The sequence below is a fragment of the Micromonospora sp. A3M-1-15 genome (genome assembly GCF_024213425.1).
GTDB lineage: Bacteria > Actinomycetota > Actinomycetes > Mycobacteriales > Micromonosporaceae > Micromonospora > Micromonospora chersina.
In genome coordinates, this window is the sequence record NZ_JANAVK010000003.1 from 956,757 (window position 1) to 976,227 (window position 19,471).

General features: G+C 73.2%; 18 protein-coding genes. 7 read left to right on the plus strand and 11 right to left on the minus strand.

The features are described from left to right. Positions 1 to 18: 18 nt before the first annotated feature. Genes NLX85_RS19640 through NLX85_RS19670 form a run of 7 tightly spaced genes read right to left on the minus strand, consistent with a single transcriptional unit; the run spans position 19 to position 5,841 of the window. Positions 19 to 2,523: a putative baseplate assembly protein gene (locus NLX85_RS19640; RefSeq protein WP_254337170.1), complete on the minus strand. Its 2,505-nt coding sequence runs from the start codon at positions 2,521 to 2,523 to the stop codon at positions 19 to 21. Further along, entirely contained in the window at positions 2,520 to 2,903 is a 384-nt protein-coding gene (locus NLX85_RS19645; protein WP_107077944.1) for a GPW/gp25 family protein, read from the minus strand. The genes NLX85_RS19640 and NLX85_RS19645 overlap by 4 nt, the downstream gene beginning before the upstream one ends. Continuing rightward, complete coding sequence (locus NLX85_RS19650; RefSeq protein ID WP_254337171.1) at positions 2,900 to 3,217, minus strand: hypothetical protein; 318 nt, start codon at positions 3,215 to 3,217, stop codon at positions 2,900 to 2,902. The genes NLX85_RS19645 and NLX85_RS19650 overlap by 4 nt, the downstream gene beginning before the upstream one ends. Beyond that, the gene (locus tag NLX85_RS19655) at positions 3,217 to 3,714 is read right to left on the minus strand and encodes a phage baseplate assembly protein V (protein ID WP_091308497.1); all 498 of its coding nucleotides are present in this window, start codon (positions 3,712 to 3,714) and stop codon (positions 3,217 to 3,219) included. The genes NLX85_RS19650 and NLX85_RS19655 overlap by 1 nt, the downstream gene beginning before the upstream one ends. Before the next feature lie 19 nt (positions 3,715 to 3,733). Then, positions 3,734 to 4,885, minus strand: coding sequence for a hypothetical protein (locus NLX85_RS19660; protein WP_254337173.1), 1,152 nt, complete (start codon positions 4,883 to 4,885; stop codon positions 3,734 to 3,736). Position 4,886: 1 nt separating this feature from the next. After that, positions 4,887 to 5,186, minus strand: coding sequence for a hypothetical protein (locus NLX85_RS19665; RefSeq protein ID WP_254337174.1), 300 nt, complete (start codon positions 5,184 to 5,186; stop codon positions 4,887 to 4,889). A gap of 1 nt (position 5,187) precedes the next feature. After that, entirely contained in the window at positions 5,188 to 5,841 is a 654-nt protein-coding gene (locus NLX85_RS19670) for a hypothetical protein (RefSeq protein ID WP_091308503.1), read from the minus strand. Between the two features lie 143 nt (positions 5,842 to 5,984). Between NLX85_RS19670 and NLX85_RS19675 the strand changes: the two genes are divergently transcribed. The 3 genes from NLX85_RS19675 (at position 5,985) to NLX85_RS19685 (ending at position 8,376) form a co-directional block, all read left to right on the plus strand. Next, positions 5,985 to 7,043, plus strand: a complete 1,059-nt coding sequence (locus NLX85_RS19675) for a S8 family peptidase (RefSeq protein WP_254337176.1) — start codon at positions 5,985 to 5,987, stop codon at positions 7,041 to 7,043. A 181-nt stretch (positions 7,044 to 7,224) separates the two neighbouring features. Continuing rightward, on the plus strand, positions 7,225 to 7,665 hold the full coding sequence (locus NLX85_RS19680; protein ID WP_254337178.1) for a VOC family protein: 441 nt from the start codon (positions 7,225 to 7,227) through the stop codon (positions 7,663 to 7,665). Between the two features lie 45 nt (positions 7,666 to 7,710). Beyond that, entirely contained in the window at positions 7,711 to 8,376 is a 666-nt protein-coding gene (locus tag NLX85_RS19685; RefSeq protein WP_254337180.1) for a DUF402 domain-containing protein, read from the plus strand. Positions 8,377 to 8,385: 9 nt separating this feature from the next. On the opposite strand, the gene NLX85_RS19690 is transcribed toward NLX85_RS19685, so the two are convergent. After that, on the minus strand, positions 8,386 to 9,597 hold the full coding sequence (locus NLX85_RS19690) for an LCP family protein (RefSeq protein ID WP_254337182.1): 1,212 nt from the start codon (positions 9,595 to 9,597) through the stop codon (positions 8,386 to 8,388). 175 nt (positions 9,598 to 9,772) lie between these two features. Here NLX85_RS19690 and NLX85_RS19695 point away from each other — a divergent pair, with 175 nt between their 5' ends. Genes NLX85_RS19695 through NLX85_RS19705 form a run of 3 tightly spaced genes read left to right on the plus strand, consistent with a single transcriptional unit; the run spans position 9,773 to position 12,190 of the window. After that, complete coding sequence (locus NLX85_RS19695) at positions 9,773 to 10,354, plus strand: IS607 family transposase (protein WP_254337184.1); 582 nt, start codon at positions 9,773 to 9,775, stop codon at positions 10,352 to 10,354. Then, positions 10,351 to 11,730 carry an IS607 family element RNA-guided endonuclease TnpB gene (tnpB, locus tag NLX85_RS19700; protein WP_254337186.1) on the plus strand — a complete coding sequence of 460 codons (1,380 nt, stop codon included), beginning with the start codon at positions 10,351 to 10,353 and terminating at the stop codon, positions 11,728 to 11,730. Before NLX85_RS19695 ends, tnpB begins: the two co-directional genes overlap by 4 nt. Before the next feature lie 31 nt (positions 11,731 to 11,761). Then, on the plus strand, positions 11,762 to 12,190 hold the full coding sequence (locus NLX85_RS19705; RefSeq protein ID WP_254337188.1) for a PPOX class F420-dependent oxidoreductase: 429 nt from the start codon (positions 11,762 to 11,764) through the stop codon (positions 12,188 to 12,190). A gap of 19 nt (positions 12,191 to 12,209) precedes the next feature. Here NLX85_RS19705 and NLX85_RS19710 read toward each other — a convergent pair whose 3' ends face one another. Continuing rightward, positions 12,210 to 13,403 carry a thiolase family protein gene (locus tag NLX85_RS19710; RefSeq protein ID WP_254337190.1) on the minus strand — a complete coding sequence of 398 codons (1,194 nt, stop codon included), beginning with the start codon at positions 13,401 to 13,403 and terminating at the stop codon, positions 12,210 to 12,212. 142 nt (positions 13,404 to 13,545) lie between these two features. Between NLX85_RS19710 and NLX85_RS19715 the strand changes: the two genes are divergently transcribed. Next, positions 13,546 to 14,133: a TetR/AcrR family transcriptional regulator gene (locus NLX85_RS19715; protein ID WP_254337191.1), complete on the plus strand. Its 588-nt coding sequence runs from the start codon at positions 13,546 to 13,548 to the stop codon at positions 14,131 to 14,133. A 9-nt stretch (positions 14,134 to 14,142) separates the two neighbouring features. Here the strand turns inward: NLX85_RS19715 and NLX85_RS19720 are convergent, their stop codons facing one another. Both NLX85_RS19720 and NLX85_RS19725 read right to left on the minus strand, forming a co-directional pair. Beyond that, complete coding sequence (locus NLX85_RS19720; RefSeq protein ID WP_254337193.1) at positions 14,143 to 16,425, minus strand: hypothetical protein; 2,283 nt, start codon at positions 16,423 to 16,425, stop codon at positions 14,143 to 14,145. 1 nt (position 16,426) lies between these two features. Beyond that, complete coding sequence (locus NLX85_RS19725) at positions 16,427 to 19,393, minus strand: hypothetical protein (RefSeq protein ID WP_254337195.1); 2,967 nt, start codon at positions 19,391 to 19,393, stop codon at positions 16,427 to 16,429. Between the last annotated feature and the right edge of the window lie 78 nt (positions 19,394 to 19,471).

Below are 19,471 nucleotides of genomic sequence, written 5' to 3' on the forward strand. Positions count from 1 at the left end.
CACCGCCGCAGCCGCAGCTCACGCGCCACCGCGCAGGTGGAAGGCGACCCGGCCGTACTCCGGATTGCTCGGGTCGCTGTCGGCGCGCAGCACCTCGCGGGCGGCGGCGTCGATCCGGCCGCGGGCCACCTCCCCGGCGGGTGGCCGGCCGAGCCGGCGGAACCGCAGGCCGGTGGCGTCGTCGTCGGCCACCTCGACGTAGCCGACGCCGGGCACCGCCATGACGGCGGCGACCAGGTCGGAGACGTACAGGGGCTGGCCGAAGGTGAGCCGGTCGGGGTGGAAGAAGCCGAGCCGGCCGTCGGGCAGCACCCGGGTGGACAGTTCGGCGCGCAGCCGGCGTTCCACGTCGGCGGCGAGGTGGCCGTCGGTGACGCAGATGCCGAGGACGATCTCCAGCGGGACGTGCGCGGGCGGCGCCAGTTCCACGTCGGTGCCGGCCAGCCGGCGTACGTCGAGCAGGGCGGCCACCTCGTCGGCGAGCGCGGGGTCACCGGCCCGGCGGGCCACCGGGTCGAGGGTGACCTCCTGCGCGTACCAGGAACCGGTCCAGCGGCGGCGGGCCACCGCGCGCTGCACGCCCGGGTTCTCCTCGGCGGTGGCGGCGTGGTCGGCGCTGGTGACCGCGCGGAGCTGGGTGCGGAACGCGTACGGGGCAAGCTCCTTCACCTCGTCGACCGACTCGGGGTCGACCCCGCCGGTGGCCGGCAGCGGGTTGCTGACGCTCACCCCGGCCGGCACCGCCCACGCGGCGGTGGGCAGCGGCAGGGTGAGCACGTCCGCGCCGACGTTGCCGGCGGTGCCGCCGCCCACCCGGGGCCAGGCCGTGAGGGTGACGCCGGGCGCGGGGCGGCGGCCGTTGATCCCGTCGCCGGGGCGCAGGCGCAGCACGCCGGTGGTCTCCGGTTCGGCCACCACGTGCGGGTCCAGCCGGCCGCTGGCCAGCAGGTCGGGCACGGGCGTCCAGGTGCGGCTGCCGTCGTCGAGCAGCACGGCGGGCAGCGCGCGGCGTGGGTCGGGGCGCAGGGCGGCGGTGGCGCTGCGCGCGTCCACCTCCGCGTCGGTCCAGGCCACCGGGTGCCGGCCGGTGGGCAGCCGGGGCCGGTACGGGCCGTCGGCGGGGGCCTGTGGCGGCAGCAGCCCGCGCGGGGGCAGCCCGGCGGCGTGCTCGGCGAGCGCGACGTTCGCGAGGGCCACGGCGGCCGGGGCGGCGGTGCCGTCGGCGGCCCGGCGGGCCACCGGCAGCGGGACCGTCAGGGCGTCCTCGGCGGCCCAGTGCAGCTCGCGGACGACCGTGCCGGCGGGGGCGAGCGGGTCGGCGCGGGTGACCGGGTCGCGGTCGAGCCGGACGGCGCGCCGGCGGGCCTCGTCGCCCACCACGGTCCCGGTCTCGTCGACCGGCGCGAGGACGAGCACGTCGCCGGCACGCAGCTGCGGGTCGGCGGCAGCCGGGTGGCGCAGCCAGCCGCTGGTGGCGCCGGCCGGCAGGCAGGCGTCCGGGTCGCCCCAGGCGTGCAGGTCGAGCTGGTTGCGGGCCGGCCGCAGCGACAGCGGGGCGAGGGTCTCGAAGACGGTGGCGCCGGCGTCCACCGCGACCTCGATCCCGGCGTCGGGCGGCAGCGGGTCCTCGACCCCGGCGACCGGGGTACGCGCCGGCAGGGTCAGCGGCGCGGCAGTGCGCCACGCCAGCCAGGTCCGGGCCGCGCAGCCGTCGTGCATCCGGTAGTCGAGCAGCCGGGCGTGCCGGCGCACCGAGGGGCGCAGCCGGGCGGTGGCCAGGTGCGCCTCGGCGGCGATCGCGTCCTGCCGGTAGGTGAGCCGGTCCCCCACGTACGCGAACAGCTCGGCGAGGGTGACCAGTGGGTCGGCCGGGTTGCGGTCGGTCCAGCCGGGCAGCAGCACGGCGAGCCGGTCGAGCAGCCGGGTGCGCAGCCCCGCGTAGTCACGGGCCAGGTAGTCCAGGGCGGGGGTGGTGGCGGGCACCGGCGGGCAGCCGTCGTCGGGGCGGCAGTCCAGCTCGTCGGGGCAGTCGACGGCGAAGGCGAACGGGCAGGTGGACAGCGGCTCGTCGAAGCCGGCCGGGAAGCCGTCGCCGCCCGGGCCGGTGAGGGCGAGCAGGTAGCTGGACCAGTCCCCGCTGGAGGAGGTGCGCACCACCAGCACCCGGGCCCGGGCGGGCGCCGGCACCGCACCGGTCACCAGTGTCCGGTCGGCCGCGGTCACCCCCGGCGGCGGCCCGGCGGCCACCACGTTCGCCGGGTACGCCCAGAGCACCCGCACCGGGTTGACCCGCGGGTCGACGCGCACCCCGCCGAGGACGCGGACCCGGCCGGCGTCGAGGTCGGCGGGGACCGGGCCGCGCAGCAGGTGCACGAGGAGGGTGCGCTGGCGGGGCGCGCCGGGCACGTGCCCCGGTGTGCCGGGCCGGTTCGACAGCACCTCGACGTGGTCGATGCCGTCGAGGGTGCTCTCCCCCTCGACGAGCGCCCGGCGGGCCTCCCGGTCGAGCAGCGGCGCGGTCACGGGGTGCCGCCCACGACGGTGAGGCTGCGGCGCTCGCCGACGGCCGCCCCGGCGACCAGCGGCACGTAGCTGACGGTGACCCGCAGCTGGGCGTCGACCGCCTCGACCCGCACGTCGTCGATCTGCACGAGGTCGCCGAGCCAGCGTTGCAGGGCGCCGTGCACCAGCGCCCGGGTGGCGTGCGCCATCTCGTCGCCGGCCGGGGCGAAGACCAGCCGGTCGACGCCGCTGCCGAAGTCGGGCCGGTTGACCCGTTCGCCGGGTCGGGTGAACAGCACCGCCTCGACCAGGCCGCGGAGGTACTCCTCGTCGCCGACCAGGGCGGTGCGGCCGCGGCCGCCGACGCGCAGCGGGAAGCCGACGTGCCGGCCGGCGGTCATGTCGCCACCGCCCGGAACTGGCTGGCGGTGACCGCGAGGGGCACGCCGGTCGGCGCGCAGGTGGCCAGCCCGCTGGCCAGCACGAGGGGCTGCCCCATCGAGCGCACCCGGACGCTGCCGACGCTCCACACGCTTGTGACGCAGGGACCGCCGGACACCGGCGGGAACGGGCACGCCGCCACCGTCCACGGCGCGGCGAGCAGCACGGTGGGCTGCCCGCCGACGCGTACCCGGGGGTTGGGCACGGTGGGCATGGCCTGGCCGCCGTGCGCGCAGATCACCACGGCGCCCTGGTGGACGAGGGGTGCGGGCATCACATCACCTCCAGCGCGCCGTCGTTGACCGAGACCCGCACGCCGTCGAGGACGACCTTGGTGGCCCCGGTGGACAGTTCGATCCCGCCGGGGCCGAGCACCACCTTGAGCGGGATGAGCACGGCCGGCGGCCCGACCTCGATGGTCAGGCCGCCCATCATGGGCAGGTCGCTGACCGTGACACTGACCGAGTCGGACTGGAACACCCGCTGCTGCGGCAGCCCGGGCGCGGGCGACTCGCCGATCTGCCAGTAGCAGCCCAGCAGGACCGGGTAGTCGGGGTTGCCGCCCTCGAACGCCACCCAGGCGGCGGCGCCCACCGGCGGCAGGTTGAACCCGCCGACGCCGTTGCCGGCGTAGGGCACGCACGGCTCGGCCCAGGCCAGCCGGCCGTCGCCGAGCACCTTCGGGACGGAGACCTGCACCCGTCCGCGCAGCATCGGGTCCAGGTTCTGCTCCACCTTCCCTCGGTAGACGCCGAAGAACTGCCGGGTCATCGCCGCTCCTCCCGGGTGGTCACAGTGGGCTCCGGGGCAGCGCGGGGGTGATCGAGCCGTGGCCGTCCCGGGACAGGGTGAAGCCGACCCGGTAGCCGCCGTAGGCGAGGTCGTGTTCGACCTGGCGGACGTACCAGAGCCCGTCGTGGCTCCAGCCGGCGCCGCGCATGCCGACCAGGCCGCGCGGGCGCAGCACCGCCCCGTACCGGGCGCCGTCGGCGGTGCCCTCGGCGACCAGCGCGTCGGCGCTCCGGTCCACCTCGCCCTGCGCGCGGGCGAAGGCGGAGACCGCGTCGCTGCTGCCCTCGCGCAGCCGGCGCCGCCGCACGTCCCCGGCGTTGGCCAGGGCGAACGGTACGGCGGCCAGCGGCGGCCGGGTGCTCACCACCGCGGCGACCGGCAGTGTGACCCCGGTACGCCGGTCGCGCACCGCCCCGGTGACGGTGGCCGGCCGGGTCGCCTCGGTGCGGAAGGAGACCTCCCGCACGTTGCTGTCCGAGCCCAGGTCGATGGCGAGCGCGGGCTGCGGCAGGCCGAGCCGGACCGGCGGTCCCCAGTAGAACGAGCTGATCCCCGGCACCGGGCCGGGGTCGACGTAGGTGACGTAGCCGTGCCGCTCGGCCAGCTCGGCCAGGTGTTCCAGGTCGGTGCCGTGCTGGGTGGGGATCCGGTCGATCGGCAGCGGCGGGTCGGTGACCGGCGCGGGCAGCGCCTTGGGCAGGATGCCGCGCGCCGCGTACGGGGCGAGGATCTTCAGCACGGTCAGGTAGTCGTCGAGAGCGGGATGCTCGACATCGCGGTCCTCGCGGTCGAGCAGGTTGCCCACGTCCTCGCCGGTGACCGTGAAGGTGGCCCGCCCGGCGCCGGTGCCCGGGTCGAGCCGGGTCTCGGTGACGATGCCGTCGAAGAGCACCTTCGGCACCACGCCGAAGGTGAGCACCAGCACGACCCGGGCGAACGGGACCAGCGGGCCGGTCGGCCCGAACGGGCTGTCCACGGCGGCCAGCGGGCCGGCCCGGCCGGCGTCGAAGACCAGCGAGAAGACGCTGCGCTCGGCGTCGCTCTCGGTGACCCGGGTGGAGCGCCAGCGCTGGGCCAGGTCCACCGACAGCGGCAGCGGCACGGTCCGTCCCGCCAGGACGGTGAGCCGCAGCCCGGACCCGAGCAGCACGTCACACCCCCGGCAGCGGGATGACGATCAGCTCGCCTTCCGCGTCCGGGCCGGTCAGCGCCTCCGGGTCGAGCGCCCCGTTGGCGTCGGCGATCCGCCACCACGCGGTGGCGTCGCCCAGGTACCGGTGGCTGACCAGGTCGAGCCGGTCCCCGGCGCTCAGCCGGTGGGTGGCGGCGGCCCGCACGTCACGCAGGTCGGGCAGGGGCCGCCGGCGCAGGTAGCGGACCTCCCGCAGGCCACCGGCGCCGTCGGGCACGGTCGTTCCGGCGACGGGTACGGAGTCGTAGCGCCCGGTCATGTCACGCTCCCGCCAGGTCGGTGACGGCGTCGACGGCGCCGGAGACCGCGCCCACCATGGCGAGGACCTCCTTGGCGACCAGGTGCGCGAGGTAGAGCCCGTAGCCGACGTCGGTCAGCGACAGGTCGTCGTAGGTGAGCACCTGGGCGGAGACGTCCACGGTGGCCCGGATCGGGCTCAGCGCGGGATTGAACGCCTGCTCGGTGACGCCGAGCTGGGTGATCCGCACCGGCACCACCCGGGCCGGCCCCCAGACCAGCACCGCCATGGGCAGCTCCACCGGCAGGATCTCGATGGTCCCGGCGGCCAGCAGCACCGAGTTGGCGATCACCCGCACGCTGCCCGGGTGCAGCAGCATCTCCAGCACGGACAGCTGGGGCAGGACGCCGACGGTGGCGGCCACCGGATCGCCGGTCTCCAGCTGGTCGGCGGCGTCGACGTCGACCGTCATGGTGATCGTCTCGGTGGGCGCGCCCCAGGCCCGGTGCGCGTCGGCGGCCCGCTGCCCGGACTCCCCGCCGGAGCGGGGCGCGATGGTGCGCTGCACCTGGTCCGGGTTGTACTGGAACACGACCACCCGGGACAGCGGCCCCAGCGGGTCCACCGCGATGATGGCGCCGCGCAGGGTACGCGGACTGCCCGGGAAGCTGCTCACGCCGCCGAGGGTCCCGCGGAGCCGTCGCCCCGCCGTCACGCCCGCGTCACGCCGGACACGGTCGGGCGATCCCACCGCTGTTGCGTTTCGCGCCCGATCTCCGATCCATAGATGACAGGGCTGCCCGTGGGAGGAGAGATCAGATGTCGTTCACCCGGTTACTCGCCGGCACCGCGGTGGTCACCGCACTGGTGGCGGCCGCGGCAACGCCCGCCCAGGCGGCCGTCAACGATCCGTTGTACGACAAGCAGTGGGGCCTGCGGCAGATCCACGCCGAGCAGGCCTGGGCGACCAGCACGGGAGCGGGCGTGGTCATCGCGGTGGTGGACACCGGCGTCGACCTCGGCCACCCGGATCTGGTCGCCAAGCTCGTCCCCGGCGCGACCTTCGTCGACTGCGGCCCGGCCTCGTGCGGCAACGGCGACTGGCGCGGCCCCAACGGCGTGCCCGACACCGGCGACGAGCACGGCACCCACGTGGCCGGTATCGCCGCCGCGGCGACGGGCAACGGTGTCGGTGTCGCCGGCGTCGCCCGCGACGCGAAGATCATGCCGATCAAGGTGCTGGAGGCGGGCAGCGGCAGCTTCGCCGACATCGCCGCTGGCATCCGCTACGCGGCCGACCACGGCGCCAAGGTGGTCAACCTCAGCCTCGGCGCACTGCCCGGCAGCCAGGCCCTCACCCTCACCGGCCTGGAGTCCGCGGCGACCGAGGCGATCGCGTACGCGCAGGCGAAGGGCGTCGCCGTCATCGCGGCCGCCGGCAACGAGACTGCCCCGCTGTGCGACACCCCGGCCTGGGAGGCCGGGGCGCTCTGCGTCACCGCCACCGACCGCAACGAGGTCAAGGCGTGGTACTCGAACCTGGGTGTCAAGGCCGACCTGAAGGCCGTCGCCGCGCCCGGCGGTGCCGGCCTCGTCAACTGCGACGACGACATCTGGTCCAGCGTCCCGGTGGGCGCCGGCGCGGCCACCTGCGGGCAGGGCGACTACGACGCCTACGCCGGCACGTCGATGGCCACGCCGTACGTGTCCGGGGTGGCGGCGCTGCTCGCCGCCCAGGGGCGCAGCGTGGCCGACGTGTACGCGGTGCTGATGTCGACCGCCCGGACCCCGGTCGCGGGTCTGCGCGGCGTCTACACGCCGCTCTACGGCTGGGGCATCGTCGACGCCCAGGCCGCCGTGGCCGCGCCGCGCACCTGAGGCGGCCGGCACCCTCGGCGGCGACCACCTGCGAGCCCCGGCTCGGGCAGCTTTCCGCGCCGGGGCGGGTCGCCGCCCGCCGGGACTTCGGCGCTACGGCATGGCCGGTGTCATCAACCACCGGCGCCGCCGGCCTGAGGAGTCCCGCACAGCCAGGCATCCTGCCCATATGCTCGGGGACATGGCGATCCAGCGGATGGACCACGTCGGCATCGTCGTCGGCGACCTTGAGGCCGCGGTGGCCTTCTTCGTCGAGCTCGGCATGGAGTTGGAGGGCGAGGCGGCCGTCGAGGGACGGTGGGTGGACCGGGTCAACGGCCTCGACGACGTCCGGGTCGACATGGCCATGATGCGGACCCCGGACGGCCACCACAAGGTGGAGCTGACGAGGTTCCGCTCGCCGGCGGCGGTCAGCGCCGAGCCGGCCGTCGCACCGCCGAACACGCTGGGCATCCGCAACATCATGTTCGCGGTCGACGACATCGACGACGTGATCGCCCGCCTGCGGGCCCACGGCGCCGAACTCGTCGGCGAGGTGGAGCGGTACGAGGACCTCTACCGCCTCTGTTACCTCCGCGGCCCCGAGGGCATCATCGTCGCCCTGGCCGAGCAGCTGAGCTGACGGCTGCCGAAGGGCCGTCAGCGGCCTCGGCAGTATCGTGCTCGGATGATCTTCGAGCGGGGGCAGACCATCGTCCGCCGACACCTGTACCCGGACGGCCGGGTCGGCTCGGTGCTGTGCGGGCGGGTGGTGAGCGACGACGAGCGCGGACTGGCGCTGTGGATCGACGCGGGCTCACAGGCCATGCGCCGGGTCGACACCGCCGGCCAGCCGACCCGGCAACTCTCGCTGCTCACCGAGCTGCGGATGACCACGATGCTCAGCCTGAGCACGTGGCAGCCGTTCCGGACGTTGATGCTGATGCCGCCCGGTGCGGCCCATTCGATCTGGTGGAGCTGGCGAACCGAGGCCGGATTCACTCACTGGTACGTCAACCTGGAGCGTCCGATCACCCGGTGGGCCGGCGGGGTCGACGTCTACGACCAGGAGCTCGACCTGCTCGTCTACCCGGATGGCAGATGGTCGTGGAAGGACGAGGACGCGTTCGCCGAGTACACCGGCGAGCCGGCGTTCTGGGATGAGGCCGAGGCCGCCGGGGTCAGGGCCGAGGGCGAACGATTGCTTGCCCTGGCCCGCGCAGGGGCCGCACCCTTCGACGGCCGGTGGATGGACTTCCAGCCGGATCCGGAGTGGCGGCCGACGGTGATGCCGCACTGGTGGGAGTTGCCGGCGGACGCGACCTGCTGGGGTCCCGACTACTTCCGGCCCTGACAGCGGGCCTCAGTGGTCGGCGGCGGGCGGGCCGGAGTCGGCCACCCAGGTGGGGTGGGCCGACACGAACGCCGCGACCTTGTCCTCGCGTACCGCACGCAGCAGTTGCAGGCTGGTGGGGCTGAGGATCTCGGCGCTGCCGACGCCCGGGACGGTACGGCTGTTGAAGGTGCCGCCGTTGGTCTTGATCGTGGTGATCGAATCGGGCTTGACGCCGTGCATGGCGAACGCCCAGTCGGCGAGGGGGATGCCGCCGTCGTCCACGGTCATCGTGCGGCCCACGGCCGACAGCAGGCCCGGCAGCTTCGTCGGCGAGTCCAGCCCCTGGCTGACCACCTGGGCGAGCACCGCCTTGACGAACTGCTGCTGGTGGCGCTGCCGGCCGTAGTCGAAGTCGTGGTCGGCCAGCAGGTCCCGCTGCCGGACGAAGTCCAGCGCCTGCGCCGGGTCGAGGCAGTGCTGGCCCTTGGTGTAGACGTTCGGGGTGACGCCGGCGATGCGGTGGTTCACCGTGCCGTCGGGGTTGATGGCGTACGGCGCGGCGGGCTTGCCGTCGGCGTCGTGCCCGACGTGGATCGAGGTGGTGGTCTCGTCCACGTACATGCAGACCCCGCCGAGCACCTGGACGATCTGCTTGAAGCCCTGGAAGTCGATGATCGCGCCGGCGTCGGGGGTGATGCCGGTCAGGTCGCGGACGGTCAGCGCCAGCAGTTCGAAGCCGTGCGAGAGCGCCGCGGAGCCGCTCAGTCCACGGCTGCCGAAGGCGAAGGCCGAATTGATCTTGTTCTGCCCGCCGCGGAAGGGCGTCGCCCCGTTGTCGTACGCCGGGATGGTGACCAGCGAGTCCCGCGGCAGCGAGACCAGGTACGCCCGGCTGTGGTCGGCCGGGACGTGCAGCAGGATGATCGAGTCGGCGCGGGTGAGCTGGCTCGGGTCCTGGTTCGGGCGGGTGTCGACCCCGACGAGCAAGATGTTCTTCGCCCCGGTGATCGTCCGGTGCTGCTCGGCCGGCGCCGCCGCGGCGCCGAGCAGGTTCTGCCGGGTGACCTCGCCGGTGGCCGCGTGCAGCAGCCAGGCGCTGCCGCCCAGCGCCACCCCGCTCAGCGTCATGAGCGTGGTGCCGACCGCCACGCACCACCGCGCCCAGCGCGGCCAGGGCCGCCGCGCGGACCGGCGCGGCGGGACCGGACCGGACGGTCCGGCGGTGATGGGGTGAGACACCGTGTGATCTCCCAGGTTAGAGGGGGTGGCGGGCCGGTCCAGGCTACGTCGGGCCCGGCCGGCCGGACAGGTCGCGCGGCTGTGAGCTGGCTGGGAGCGGGCCGGAGTGTCGGCGTTAACAACTGCTGGCGCGCCGGTGGTCTTTAGCAACATCTAGCGCGCTATAGTTGCTGCGGTGAATTTGAAGGAGTGGGCGACGGCAACTGGTATCTCGTACGTGACCGCGCGGCGGCAGTACGCGGCCGGGAAGCTGCCCGTTCCGACGTACCGGCTCGGCCGGCTCATCATGGTCGGTGAACCGGTGACGGGCGCGGCCCCGGACGCCGGGCAGGTGGTGGTGGTGTACGCCCGGGTTTCGTCGGCCGAGCAGAAGGCGGATCTGGACCGGCAGGTCGCCCGGGTCACGATGTGGGCGACCGGGCGGCACCTGGGCGTGGATCGGGTGGTGACCGAGGTCGGCTCGGCGCTCAACGGGCATCGCAAGAAGTTCCTGGCGCTGCTGCGGGACCCGGCTGTTTCGACGATTGTGGTCGAGCATCGGGACAGGTTCGCCCGCTTCGGTGCCGAGTACGTCGAGGCCGCGCTGGCCGCGCAGGGCCGCCGGCTGCTCGTGGTCGATCCCGCCGAGGTAGACGACGAACTCGTGGCTGAAGTCACCGAGATCCTGACGTCGCTGTGCGTGCGCCTGTACGGCCGCCGCGCGGCGGGGAACCGCGTCCGGCGTGCTGTCGAGGCAGTCACCGGGGCGACGTCGTGAAGGTGATCCAGGCGTACCGGTTCGCCCTCGACCTGACCCCCACGCAGGAACGCGACGTGCTCGCGCACGCTGGGGCCGCCCGGGTCGCTCACAACTGGGCGCTGGCTCGGGTGAAGGCGGTGATGGGCCAACGGGCAGCAGAACGCACCTACGGGGTGCCAGAGGAGTTGCTGACCCCGGCGCTCAGCTGGTCGCTGCCTGCGTTGCGGAAGGCGTGGAACGCCGCGAAGACCGATGTCGCGCCGTGGTGGCGGGAATGCTCGAAGGAAGCATTCAACACCGGCCTCGACGCGCTCATCCGCGCGTTGAAGAACTGGTCGGACTCCCGCAGCGGCAAGCGGGCCGGCCGTCCGGTCGGTTTCCCTCGGTTCAAGTCGCGCCGCCGCACCACACCGAGCGTGCGGTTCACCACCGGCACGATCCGGGTTGAGTCGGACCGGAAGCATGTGGTGCTGCCCCGGCTGGGACGGTTGAAGCTGCACGAGTCCGCCCGAAAGCTGGCCCGGCGTATCGGCAACGGCACCGCCCGGATCATGTCGGCCACCGTCCGGCGTGACGGCGGCCGGTGGCATGTGTCCTTCTGCGTCGAGGTTGAACGGGTCGTCCGCGTACCGGCCCGTCCCGACTCGACGGTAGGTGTCGACGTCGGCGTCAAGCACCTCGCCGTGCTATCGACCGGCGAGCTGGTGCCGAACCCGCGCCACCTTAGCGACGCCCAGCGCCGCCTTCGCAGACTCGCCAGGTCAATGTCGCGTAAGACCGGCCCGGACCGGCGCACCGGCCAGCGCCCTTCGAACCGTTGGCAGCGCGCCTCTGCCCGGCTCGGTCGGGCCCACGCCCGGGTGGCGAACCTGCGCCGCGACCGCCTGCATAAGCTCACCACCCAGCTCTGTCAAGAGCACGGCGCGATTGTGGTGGAAGACCTCAACGTCGCCGGGATGCTGCGTAACCGGCGCCTGGCCCGGTACATCGCCGACGCCAGCTTCGGCGAGCTGCGCCGGCAACTCACCTACAAGACGCAGTGGAACGGCGGCCGGTTGATCGTCGCCGACCGCTGGTATCCATCGAGCAAGACGTGTTCGGGTTGCGGTGCGGTGAAAACCAAGCTGGCCCTGTCCGAGCGCACCTACACCTGCCAGACATGCGGCCTGACCATAGACCGCGACCATAACGCCGCACGCAACCTGGCCGCTCTGGCAGCCGAGTACGACACCGCCGGGAGTGGCCCGGTGGCAGCACGTGGAGCCGACCAGAAGACCCGCGTACGTGGGCAGGTGGCAGTGAAGCGTGAACCCGGCACCGCCACGGCGGGTCAGACCGGGACCGTCTCACCGCAAGACGAGACTACCGATCGTGTGCTCACTAGAGTGCACTGAGAGGTAACGGTGGTGGGCCAGAATGGCCGCTATGGCGCAGCGGATGAGCGACGAGCAGTGGCGGGCCTTCGTGACCGCCGGCACCCGGACGGGAAAGCTGGCCACCGTGCGGGCCGACGGCTCCCCGCACGTGGCGCCCATCTGGTTCGTGCTCGACGGCGACGACCTGATCTTCAACACCGCCCGGAGCAGCGTGAAGGGGCGCAACCTGCTCCGCGACCCCCGGGCCGCGCTGAGCGTCGACGAGGAGCACCCGCCGTACGCCTTCGTCACCGTGCGGGGCACGGTGACGATCAGCGAGGACCCGGCCGAGTCGCTGCCCTGGTCCACCCGGATCGCCGCCCGCTATATGGGCGCCGACAGGGCCGAGGAGTACGGCCGCCGCAACGCCGTGCCCGGTGAACTGCTGGTGCGCCTGCGCGCCGAGCACGTGGTGGCGTTCAGCGGCATCGCCGACTGAGCCGCCGCGCTCGGCCGGGTCAGCCGTCGAGGCGTTCGATGATCGTGGCGTTGGCGGTGCCGCCGGCCTCGCACATGGTCTGGAGGCCGTAGCGGCCGCCGATGCGTTCGAGGACGTGCAGCAGGGTGGTGGTGAGCCGGGCGCCGCTGGCCCCGAGCGGGTGGCCGATGGCGATGGCGCCGCCGTCGACGTTCACCCTCGCCGGGTCCGCGCCGGTCTCGTCCAGCCAGGCCAGCACGACCGAGGAGAACGCCTCGTTGACCTCGAACGCGTCGATGTCGCCGATGGTGAGGCCGGCCCGGGCGAGCACCTTGGCGGTGGCCGGGATGATGCCGGTGAGCATCATGATCGGGTCGTCGCCGACGGCCGTGGCGGTGTGGATCCGGGCCCGGGGCCGCCAGCCGCGCCGGCGGGCGGTTTCGCCGGTGGTGAGCAGCAGCGCCGCCGCGCCGTCGTTGAGCGGGCTGGAGTTGCCCGCGGTGATCTTCCAGTCCAGCTCGCCGAAGCGGGCGGTCCAGTGCTCGGCGGCGAAGGCCGGCGGAAGTTCGGCGAGGCGGGCCACGGTGGTGCCGGGCCGGATGGTCTCGTCCATGGCGAGGTCGACGCCCGGCAGCGGGGCCACCTGCCCGGCGAACCGTCCCTGCCGCCACGCCTCGGCGGCCCGCTGGTGGCTGGTGGCGGCGTACTCGTCGAGCCGGGTGCGGGACAGGCCCCACTTGCGGGCGATCAGCTCGGCGGCGACGCCCTGCGGGACGAGCCCGCCGGGGTAGCGCGCGGCGACGGTGAGCCCGGCGACGTCGGCGCGGACGCCGTCGACCAGGGCGGCGCTGCCGATCGGCACCCGGCTCATCGACTCGACGCCCGAGGCCACCACGATGTCGTACGCCCCGGCGACCAGGCCCTGGGCGGCGAAGCTGAGCGCCTGCTGGCTGCTGCCGCACTGCCGGTCCACGGTCACCCCGGGCACCGACTCGGGGAAGCCGGCCGCGAGTGCGGCGAGCCGGGTGGTGTTGGTGCTCTGCTCGCCGACCTGGGCGACGGCGCCGCCGACCACGTCGTCGATCTCCACGGGGTCCAGCCCGGGCACCCGGGCGACCAGGCTGCGCAGCGCGTGCGCGTGCAGGTCCACGGGGTGGACGTCGAGGTACGCCCCGCCCCGCTTCGCCCGACCCAACGGGGTCCGTACCGCCTCGACGATGACCGCGTCGCGCATCGCTGCCTCCTACGACATTCTTTGGCGGACCGATCGGTCCGGGACCGAGTGGTCCGATACTGCGACACCCGCCGGCACGCGGTCAATCGCCGCCGGACCGATCGGTCCGTTATTCTCGCCACAGCACAGCGAAGGAGGATCTATGGCCCGCACCGCCGCACCGGGAAGCCGGGAACGCATCCTGCGCGCCGCCGGCGAACTGTTCTACCGGCACGGCGTCCGGGCCGTCGGAATTAACCAGGTCATCGACGCCGCCGGCTGCGGCAAGAACCTGCTCTACACCCACTTCCCGAGCAAGGACGACCTGGTCGCCGCGTACCTGCGGGCGTGCCGGCGGGAGCGCGAGCGGGCCGGCCTCGCGGCCGCCGAGGGGATGGCCGACGACCCGGCGACGCGCCTTCGGGCGCTGGTCGCGGAGATCGCCGCGACCGCCACCGCCCCGGCCTTCCGCGGCTGTGCGTTCCGCCTCTACCTCGCCGAGTTCCCCGGCGATGCGGGCGAGCCCGCCCGGGTGGCCCGGGACTACCTGCGCGACACCCGGGCGGAGATCGACGCCCTAGTGGCCCGGCTGGACGTGGCCGACCCGGGCCGGCTCGCCGACCGGATCTGGCTGATCGTGGAGGGCCTGTACGGCAGCGCCGGGCGCACGGACGCCGCCGCCGCGGCGGAGACCGCCACCGGGCTGGTCGACGACCTGCTGGCGCAGCAGGTGACCGGCATCGTGGACTGACCCGCCGGTCTACCTGGCCTGCGGCCAGCCGTTGGCGGCGGTGAAGAGGTCCTCGGTGAGTTCGTCCCAGGGCCGCAGCCGGGGCATCTTCTGGCCGAGGGCCTCCGCCAGGAAGCGGAAGTCCTCCTCCAGCACGCTGATCGTCTTCACGTAGGTGTGCGCGTCCAGCGACTTCAGCGTGAACAGGGTCGCGTCCGCGATCTGCTGCACGGAGAAGAGGCTCTCGGACCCGTGCGGGATGAGGGTCCGCATGATGTCGGTCTTCGCCTGGTGGACGTAGCGGATCACGTGCGAGGACGGGTCGACGCGGATCATCTGGGCGGCGACGGCGGCGTTCTTGGGCACCAGGAACGCCTGGAAGGCCAGGTATTCCGGCACGGCCTCGGTCCACTCGCGGAGCCGCCGGATGAACCGCTGCTCGATGATGTGATCCAGCTCGAAGAGGTACCCGAAGCCGGACACCTTGCGGACCTGATTCTGCATCGTGTTGTACTGGTTGATGCCCATCCTGGCCACCTTGTCGTAGTGGCCCAGCATCGCCGGCGTGAGCGTCACCTGGTTCGGCAGCCTGCCGTGGGCCGCCTTGACGACGGTGCGGTAGTCGTCGCCCAGGTGCGCCGTGAGGTAGGCGTGGACCCACTCACGTTTCGTCGCGAGCAACCAGTCCAGCGGCGCCTTCGGGTCCTTGCTGATGCGCGCGACCCGGACGAGATAGTCGTCGTACTCCCAGCGCAGCATCGAGTTGGCGAACGAGGCCATGTCCTCGGTGAACAGGGCGTGCACGTCCAGGTCGAGGAGGTCCTCGGCCTGCTTCGAGGCCTGCTTCGTCTCCTGCAGCACGTCCTGGACGCCCTTGGCCAGGGTCGCCGCCGCCGCGCGAGGGTTCGCGGCGGCGGCCTCCAGCATCTTGACGAGCTTCTCCTGCTGGGGCTCCGGCAGGCTCTTGAGCCGTTTGAGGAGCGAACCGGGCCGCGCCGGACCGTCGACGTCGTCCACCATCCGGCGCAGGTCGGTCGTGAGCCCTTCGATGCGGGCGAGTTCCTGGCTGAGCCGGGCCGAACTCCTGCCCATGCGAACGTAGGCCGTCGCGCCGACGGACACGGCCGACAGGGTCCCGTACAGGATGATCTCGTTGGAGGTGACGCGGGTGCCCCAGAAGTCCCGCCCGGTCGCCATCATGAACGCGAGCTGACCGAGCTCGTAGAGGTCACCGATGACGGGGACGAAGCTGAGCGGCACCTCGATCATCAGCTGGAGCACCGACAGGAACCCGGTCCGGTCGGGCAGCTCGTGGCGATGGTAGGTCTTCGGGTCGAGGTCGAGGTGCGCGCCCTGCCGCGGAACCGCGTCGTGTGGCACCTTGCGGGCGTAGATGAACGTCGCTCGCGCCACCGCGTTCGGCCCGGCCTGGGCGGTCACGGTGACGTTGTCGTCGTGTTGGATGACGATGAGACTGACCGAACCCTGGCAGCGAGCCGAGTAGGCGTACGCGGCCGGCTTGTCCGGGTCCTTGATCGTGACCTGCACCTGGAAGCGGCCCTCCCAGGACTGGATCACCACGCCGGTGGGCTGCGGCACGATCAGCAACCCGGGCGGCAGAATGCGCTTCGAGACGTAGCCGAGGCTCCCCGCCATCCGGTCGGCGATCCTGCCGAGGTCGTCCGCCTCGATCGGGACGGGCTCCTCGGTTCCCGAGACGAGCACGTACGGAGTGCCCATGGCCGCGAGGATCGACTGCGGGTGGCCGAACGACGGCGTCACCCGGGGGTCCTGGTTCCGGAAGACCGTGACGTGGGGCGTGAGGTCGCACAGCATGGCGTCGGGATCGAGGACCTCGTGGCGCAGGTCGGACATGGGCCTGCGCTGGTGATGCGACGGGTGGCACTGGCAGGCGGGCCCGGGTGAGGTGGTGACGGCGGTGAACGGCGACCGGGGCCGCTCGACACGGAACGCCGTGAAGGACTGCCGGTCCCGGCGTACCTCCACGGTGACGTCCCGCGCCAGCGCCATCAGCAGGACCGGTCGCCGGAACTCTGGTGACTGGGGAAACGCCACCGTCGCCGGGCCGCCGGACGGCGGCGCCCAGTGCCACACGACCGGCGGGATGCCCAGCTCCTTCCACCGCTTCGCGCTCGCCCGCCCCGCGCGGATGGTCCAGGTCCAGGAGACCTTCAGCGAGGTGTCCGTGACGGTGACGCGGGCGAGACCGTCGGCCGGGATCAACCGGCCGGTGAACGCGAGCGCGCCGGCCAGCGAGGGCATCGACGGGTAGGTGGCGCCGTCGCGGAGCACCTCACGGCCCCTCGTCGGGCACCCAGTGCCCGTCCGCCTGTCTCGTCCAGCGCGGCAGCCCCTCCGCCGTGCGCAGGTGCAGGAGGCTCGTGGGCACCCGCACCTCCCACGGCTCTCCGACGGGAACCTCCGTGCCGGGCATTCCCAGCCGTTCCGCGATCTCGTCCGCGATCGGCAGGTAGGTGTCGTCGCTGACCGTCGGGAGCGGGCCGCCCTCCCACGGGTCGCCGGTCTTGCGGAAGTGATCCACGGCGGACTCGAATCCGGGCCGGACCGGCAGCACGAGCCGCGCGTAGCCCGCCTTGAGGAAGTCCTCGAACTCCAGGTCGCCGTCGCGGATGTCGAGGCGTTCCAGCCAGCTCGACCGCCGTGCCCAGAAGTACGGGTAGCACACCCAGGACATGTTCTCCCACTCGAAGGCCTGCTCGAAGAAGCGCACGTAGGCGCCCTCCAGGCCGACCTGGTCGAACCGGATCCTGGGCAGCCCGTCCGGGCCCGCCGTCGTGGCGTCGAACAGCTCGAAGTGCTGTTCGGTCAGGAGCGTGACGCACATGCGCTTGAGCTCGTCGACCATCGTGGCCCGGTTGCGGTACGCCTCCCGGCTCACGATCACCGGCGGCGCCGTCGCCTCCACGGTGGCCAGCTTCGCCTCGTACTCGGAGAGCCGCGAGCGGTAGGCCTCCACGAGCTGGGCATGGGTCTCGTGCTGCCACACGGCCATCGCGCGGGGCGTCGCGGCGCAGGTGACCTCGACGGCGCAGGCGATGTGCCCGACCTTGTCGGTGGTCAGCGCGAACGGGACGGCGTCGGTCTCGCCGTCCAGGTCCGTGATCCAGACCCACGGGGCTCCCTCGCCGAACCGGTGTGCGCGCCGGCCCACGACCACGTCGACGCTCCAGCCGTCCCAGATGGTGGTGACGACGCCGACCGACGCCTGCACCGCCCGGTACCCGTCGGGCACCTTCACCCTGGTCGAGTCCGTGAACTCCTGGGTCGACTCCTCCCCACCGGTGTGGAAGTCGTACGCCTCGGTGGCGAACGGCTGCGGCGGCGGCTTGATGCCGGTTGCCCCGTACAGCGTCACGAAGGTCTGGTAGGTGTCGGGATGCAGCTCCTCGGGGCGCACCGAGAACGGCACCGGCTCGACGATCTCGACGACCTCGGCCCGGCTGCGGCGGAACGCCTCGATGAGCTGCGCTCCCGGCTCGGGCACCAGCACGTCGTACAGCGTCCGCCTGCCGTAGTTGTAGACCTGAGCCTCGTAGATCTTGGTCAGCCACTGGTACACGCCGACCACGTGCTCGGTGCCGAGCGTGTTGTCGAACGTGTGCTGGTCGGTCTCCTCCACCTCGGTGGTGGTGCGGCGGGTCTCCCGGGTGAGGATGCGCTCGGCGGTCCGCTCCGCGGCGGTCTGGGTCACCTCGCGGGCCATGGTGCTCGCCGAGGACTCGCTCTCCTCCGTGTTCCGCGTCCACGCGGCCTCGGCGCTGGCCTGGAAGTCGACGGTCGGCCCGTAGCTGCCGGAGACCGTGAGGGAACCTTTGACGTCGGAGCGCTCCTGCAGCAGGGACTGTGTCTCGCGCTGCAACTCGAAGCGGTCGGTCGTCGTCAGGGAACTGCTCTGCTCGTTCTCCCGCTCCCGCTCCTGGACGAAGATGCTCTCCGTCTCCGTCCGGGTGCGCCGGATCCGGTCCCGCGACTCGCTGCGCATCACGTTCTCGACGTACGCGATCTCGTCGCGTACGTAGCCCTTGAGCTGCTGGCGCACGACGTACAGGTCCATGACGCCGGCGGGTCCCAGGTCGGCGTGGGTGTGCGGGACGACCTCCGGCGCGGGCGGGCTCTCCGCGTGCTCGAAGAGGTCGAGCAGGCCCCTCGGGGTGCGGCGGTGAACATCCGCGAGCAGGCCGTTGGCGCGGGAGACCACGACGTCGCCGCGTCGCCACCAGCTGGCGCGGGGCAACAGCGACCGCACCAGGCCCTGCGCCGACTCGTGCAACGCACGTCGCTCACGCAGCAGAGCGCTGACGACGTCGGGCAGGTGGTCGGCGGGATCGATCCCGAGATCTCGGAGGGTTCCCCTGGTGCCACCGCCGAGCCGGTCGACGGCGGCCGGGTCCAGCCGCACCCCGACCTGCTCCGTCATCGGCAGGAACCCCGCCCGTCCACTGACCGCGATCCGGGTGCCGGGCTGCACCGGGATGCCGGGTTCCGGCGACGGCAGCTCCGCCAGCCGCAGCGGCAGCTCGAGTTCCTTGCGGCGGATCGCCAGGTCCCGCTCGAAGAGCGCCTGCGGCCGCAGGTTGTCCGGCGGCAGCACCTGCGGGTACTCCCGCTGGGAGGTGCGCCGGAAGCCGGTCGCGGGCACGGCCGCGAGCTCGGCGATCGCCGCGTCGACGGCCTCGTGCCGGACCGCCAGCTCCGTCAACCGGTCCTTGATCGCGCCCGGGTCGCCGGGCGACGACGCCGGTCGGGGCCGGCGTCCGAACCACTCCGGCAGGCGTACGGTGCGTAACAGGCGCTCCTCGCCGGAGGCGATGTAGTCGTGCACGCGCAGCGCGTCGACGAGACGGGCGATCGGGCGGCGGTGTTCGGCGGGCAGCAGCTTGATGACCAGGATGCTGTCCTTGATGTCGGCGATGCCCGCCGTGGTCTCCGGGTCCGCCAGGAAGTCGGCGACCGGGCGGCCCAGCAGATCCGCCAGGTCGAGATCCGGCTCCGACCGGGCGAGCGCCTCGCTCACGGCGCGCGTCGCGCCGACGACGCCCGTCGTCTCCTCGCCGGTGACGTAGTGCGGACCGGCCGCGAACTCCTCCGCCAGGCGCTTCATCCGGGCGAGGGAGTCCGGTTCGGCGGCGACCGCGACAAGGCGCCGTTGCAGCTCGGTGTCGGCACTCAGGTCGACCGCCTCGGGAGCGTCCGTCCGGAGCGGTTGCCTGACCTGGGCGAAGCGGAAGAGGGCTTCCATGGGCGGAGGTTAGTCCCCCGGGGCACACCGGCTCAGTCACCTTCGCGACGGACAACCGTTGGCCGCGACGGCTGACCG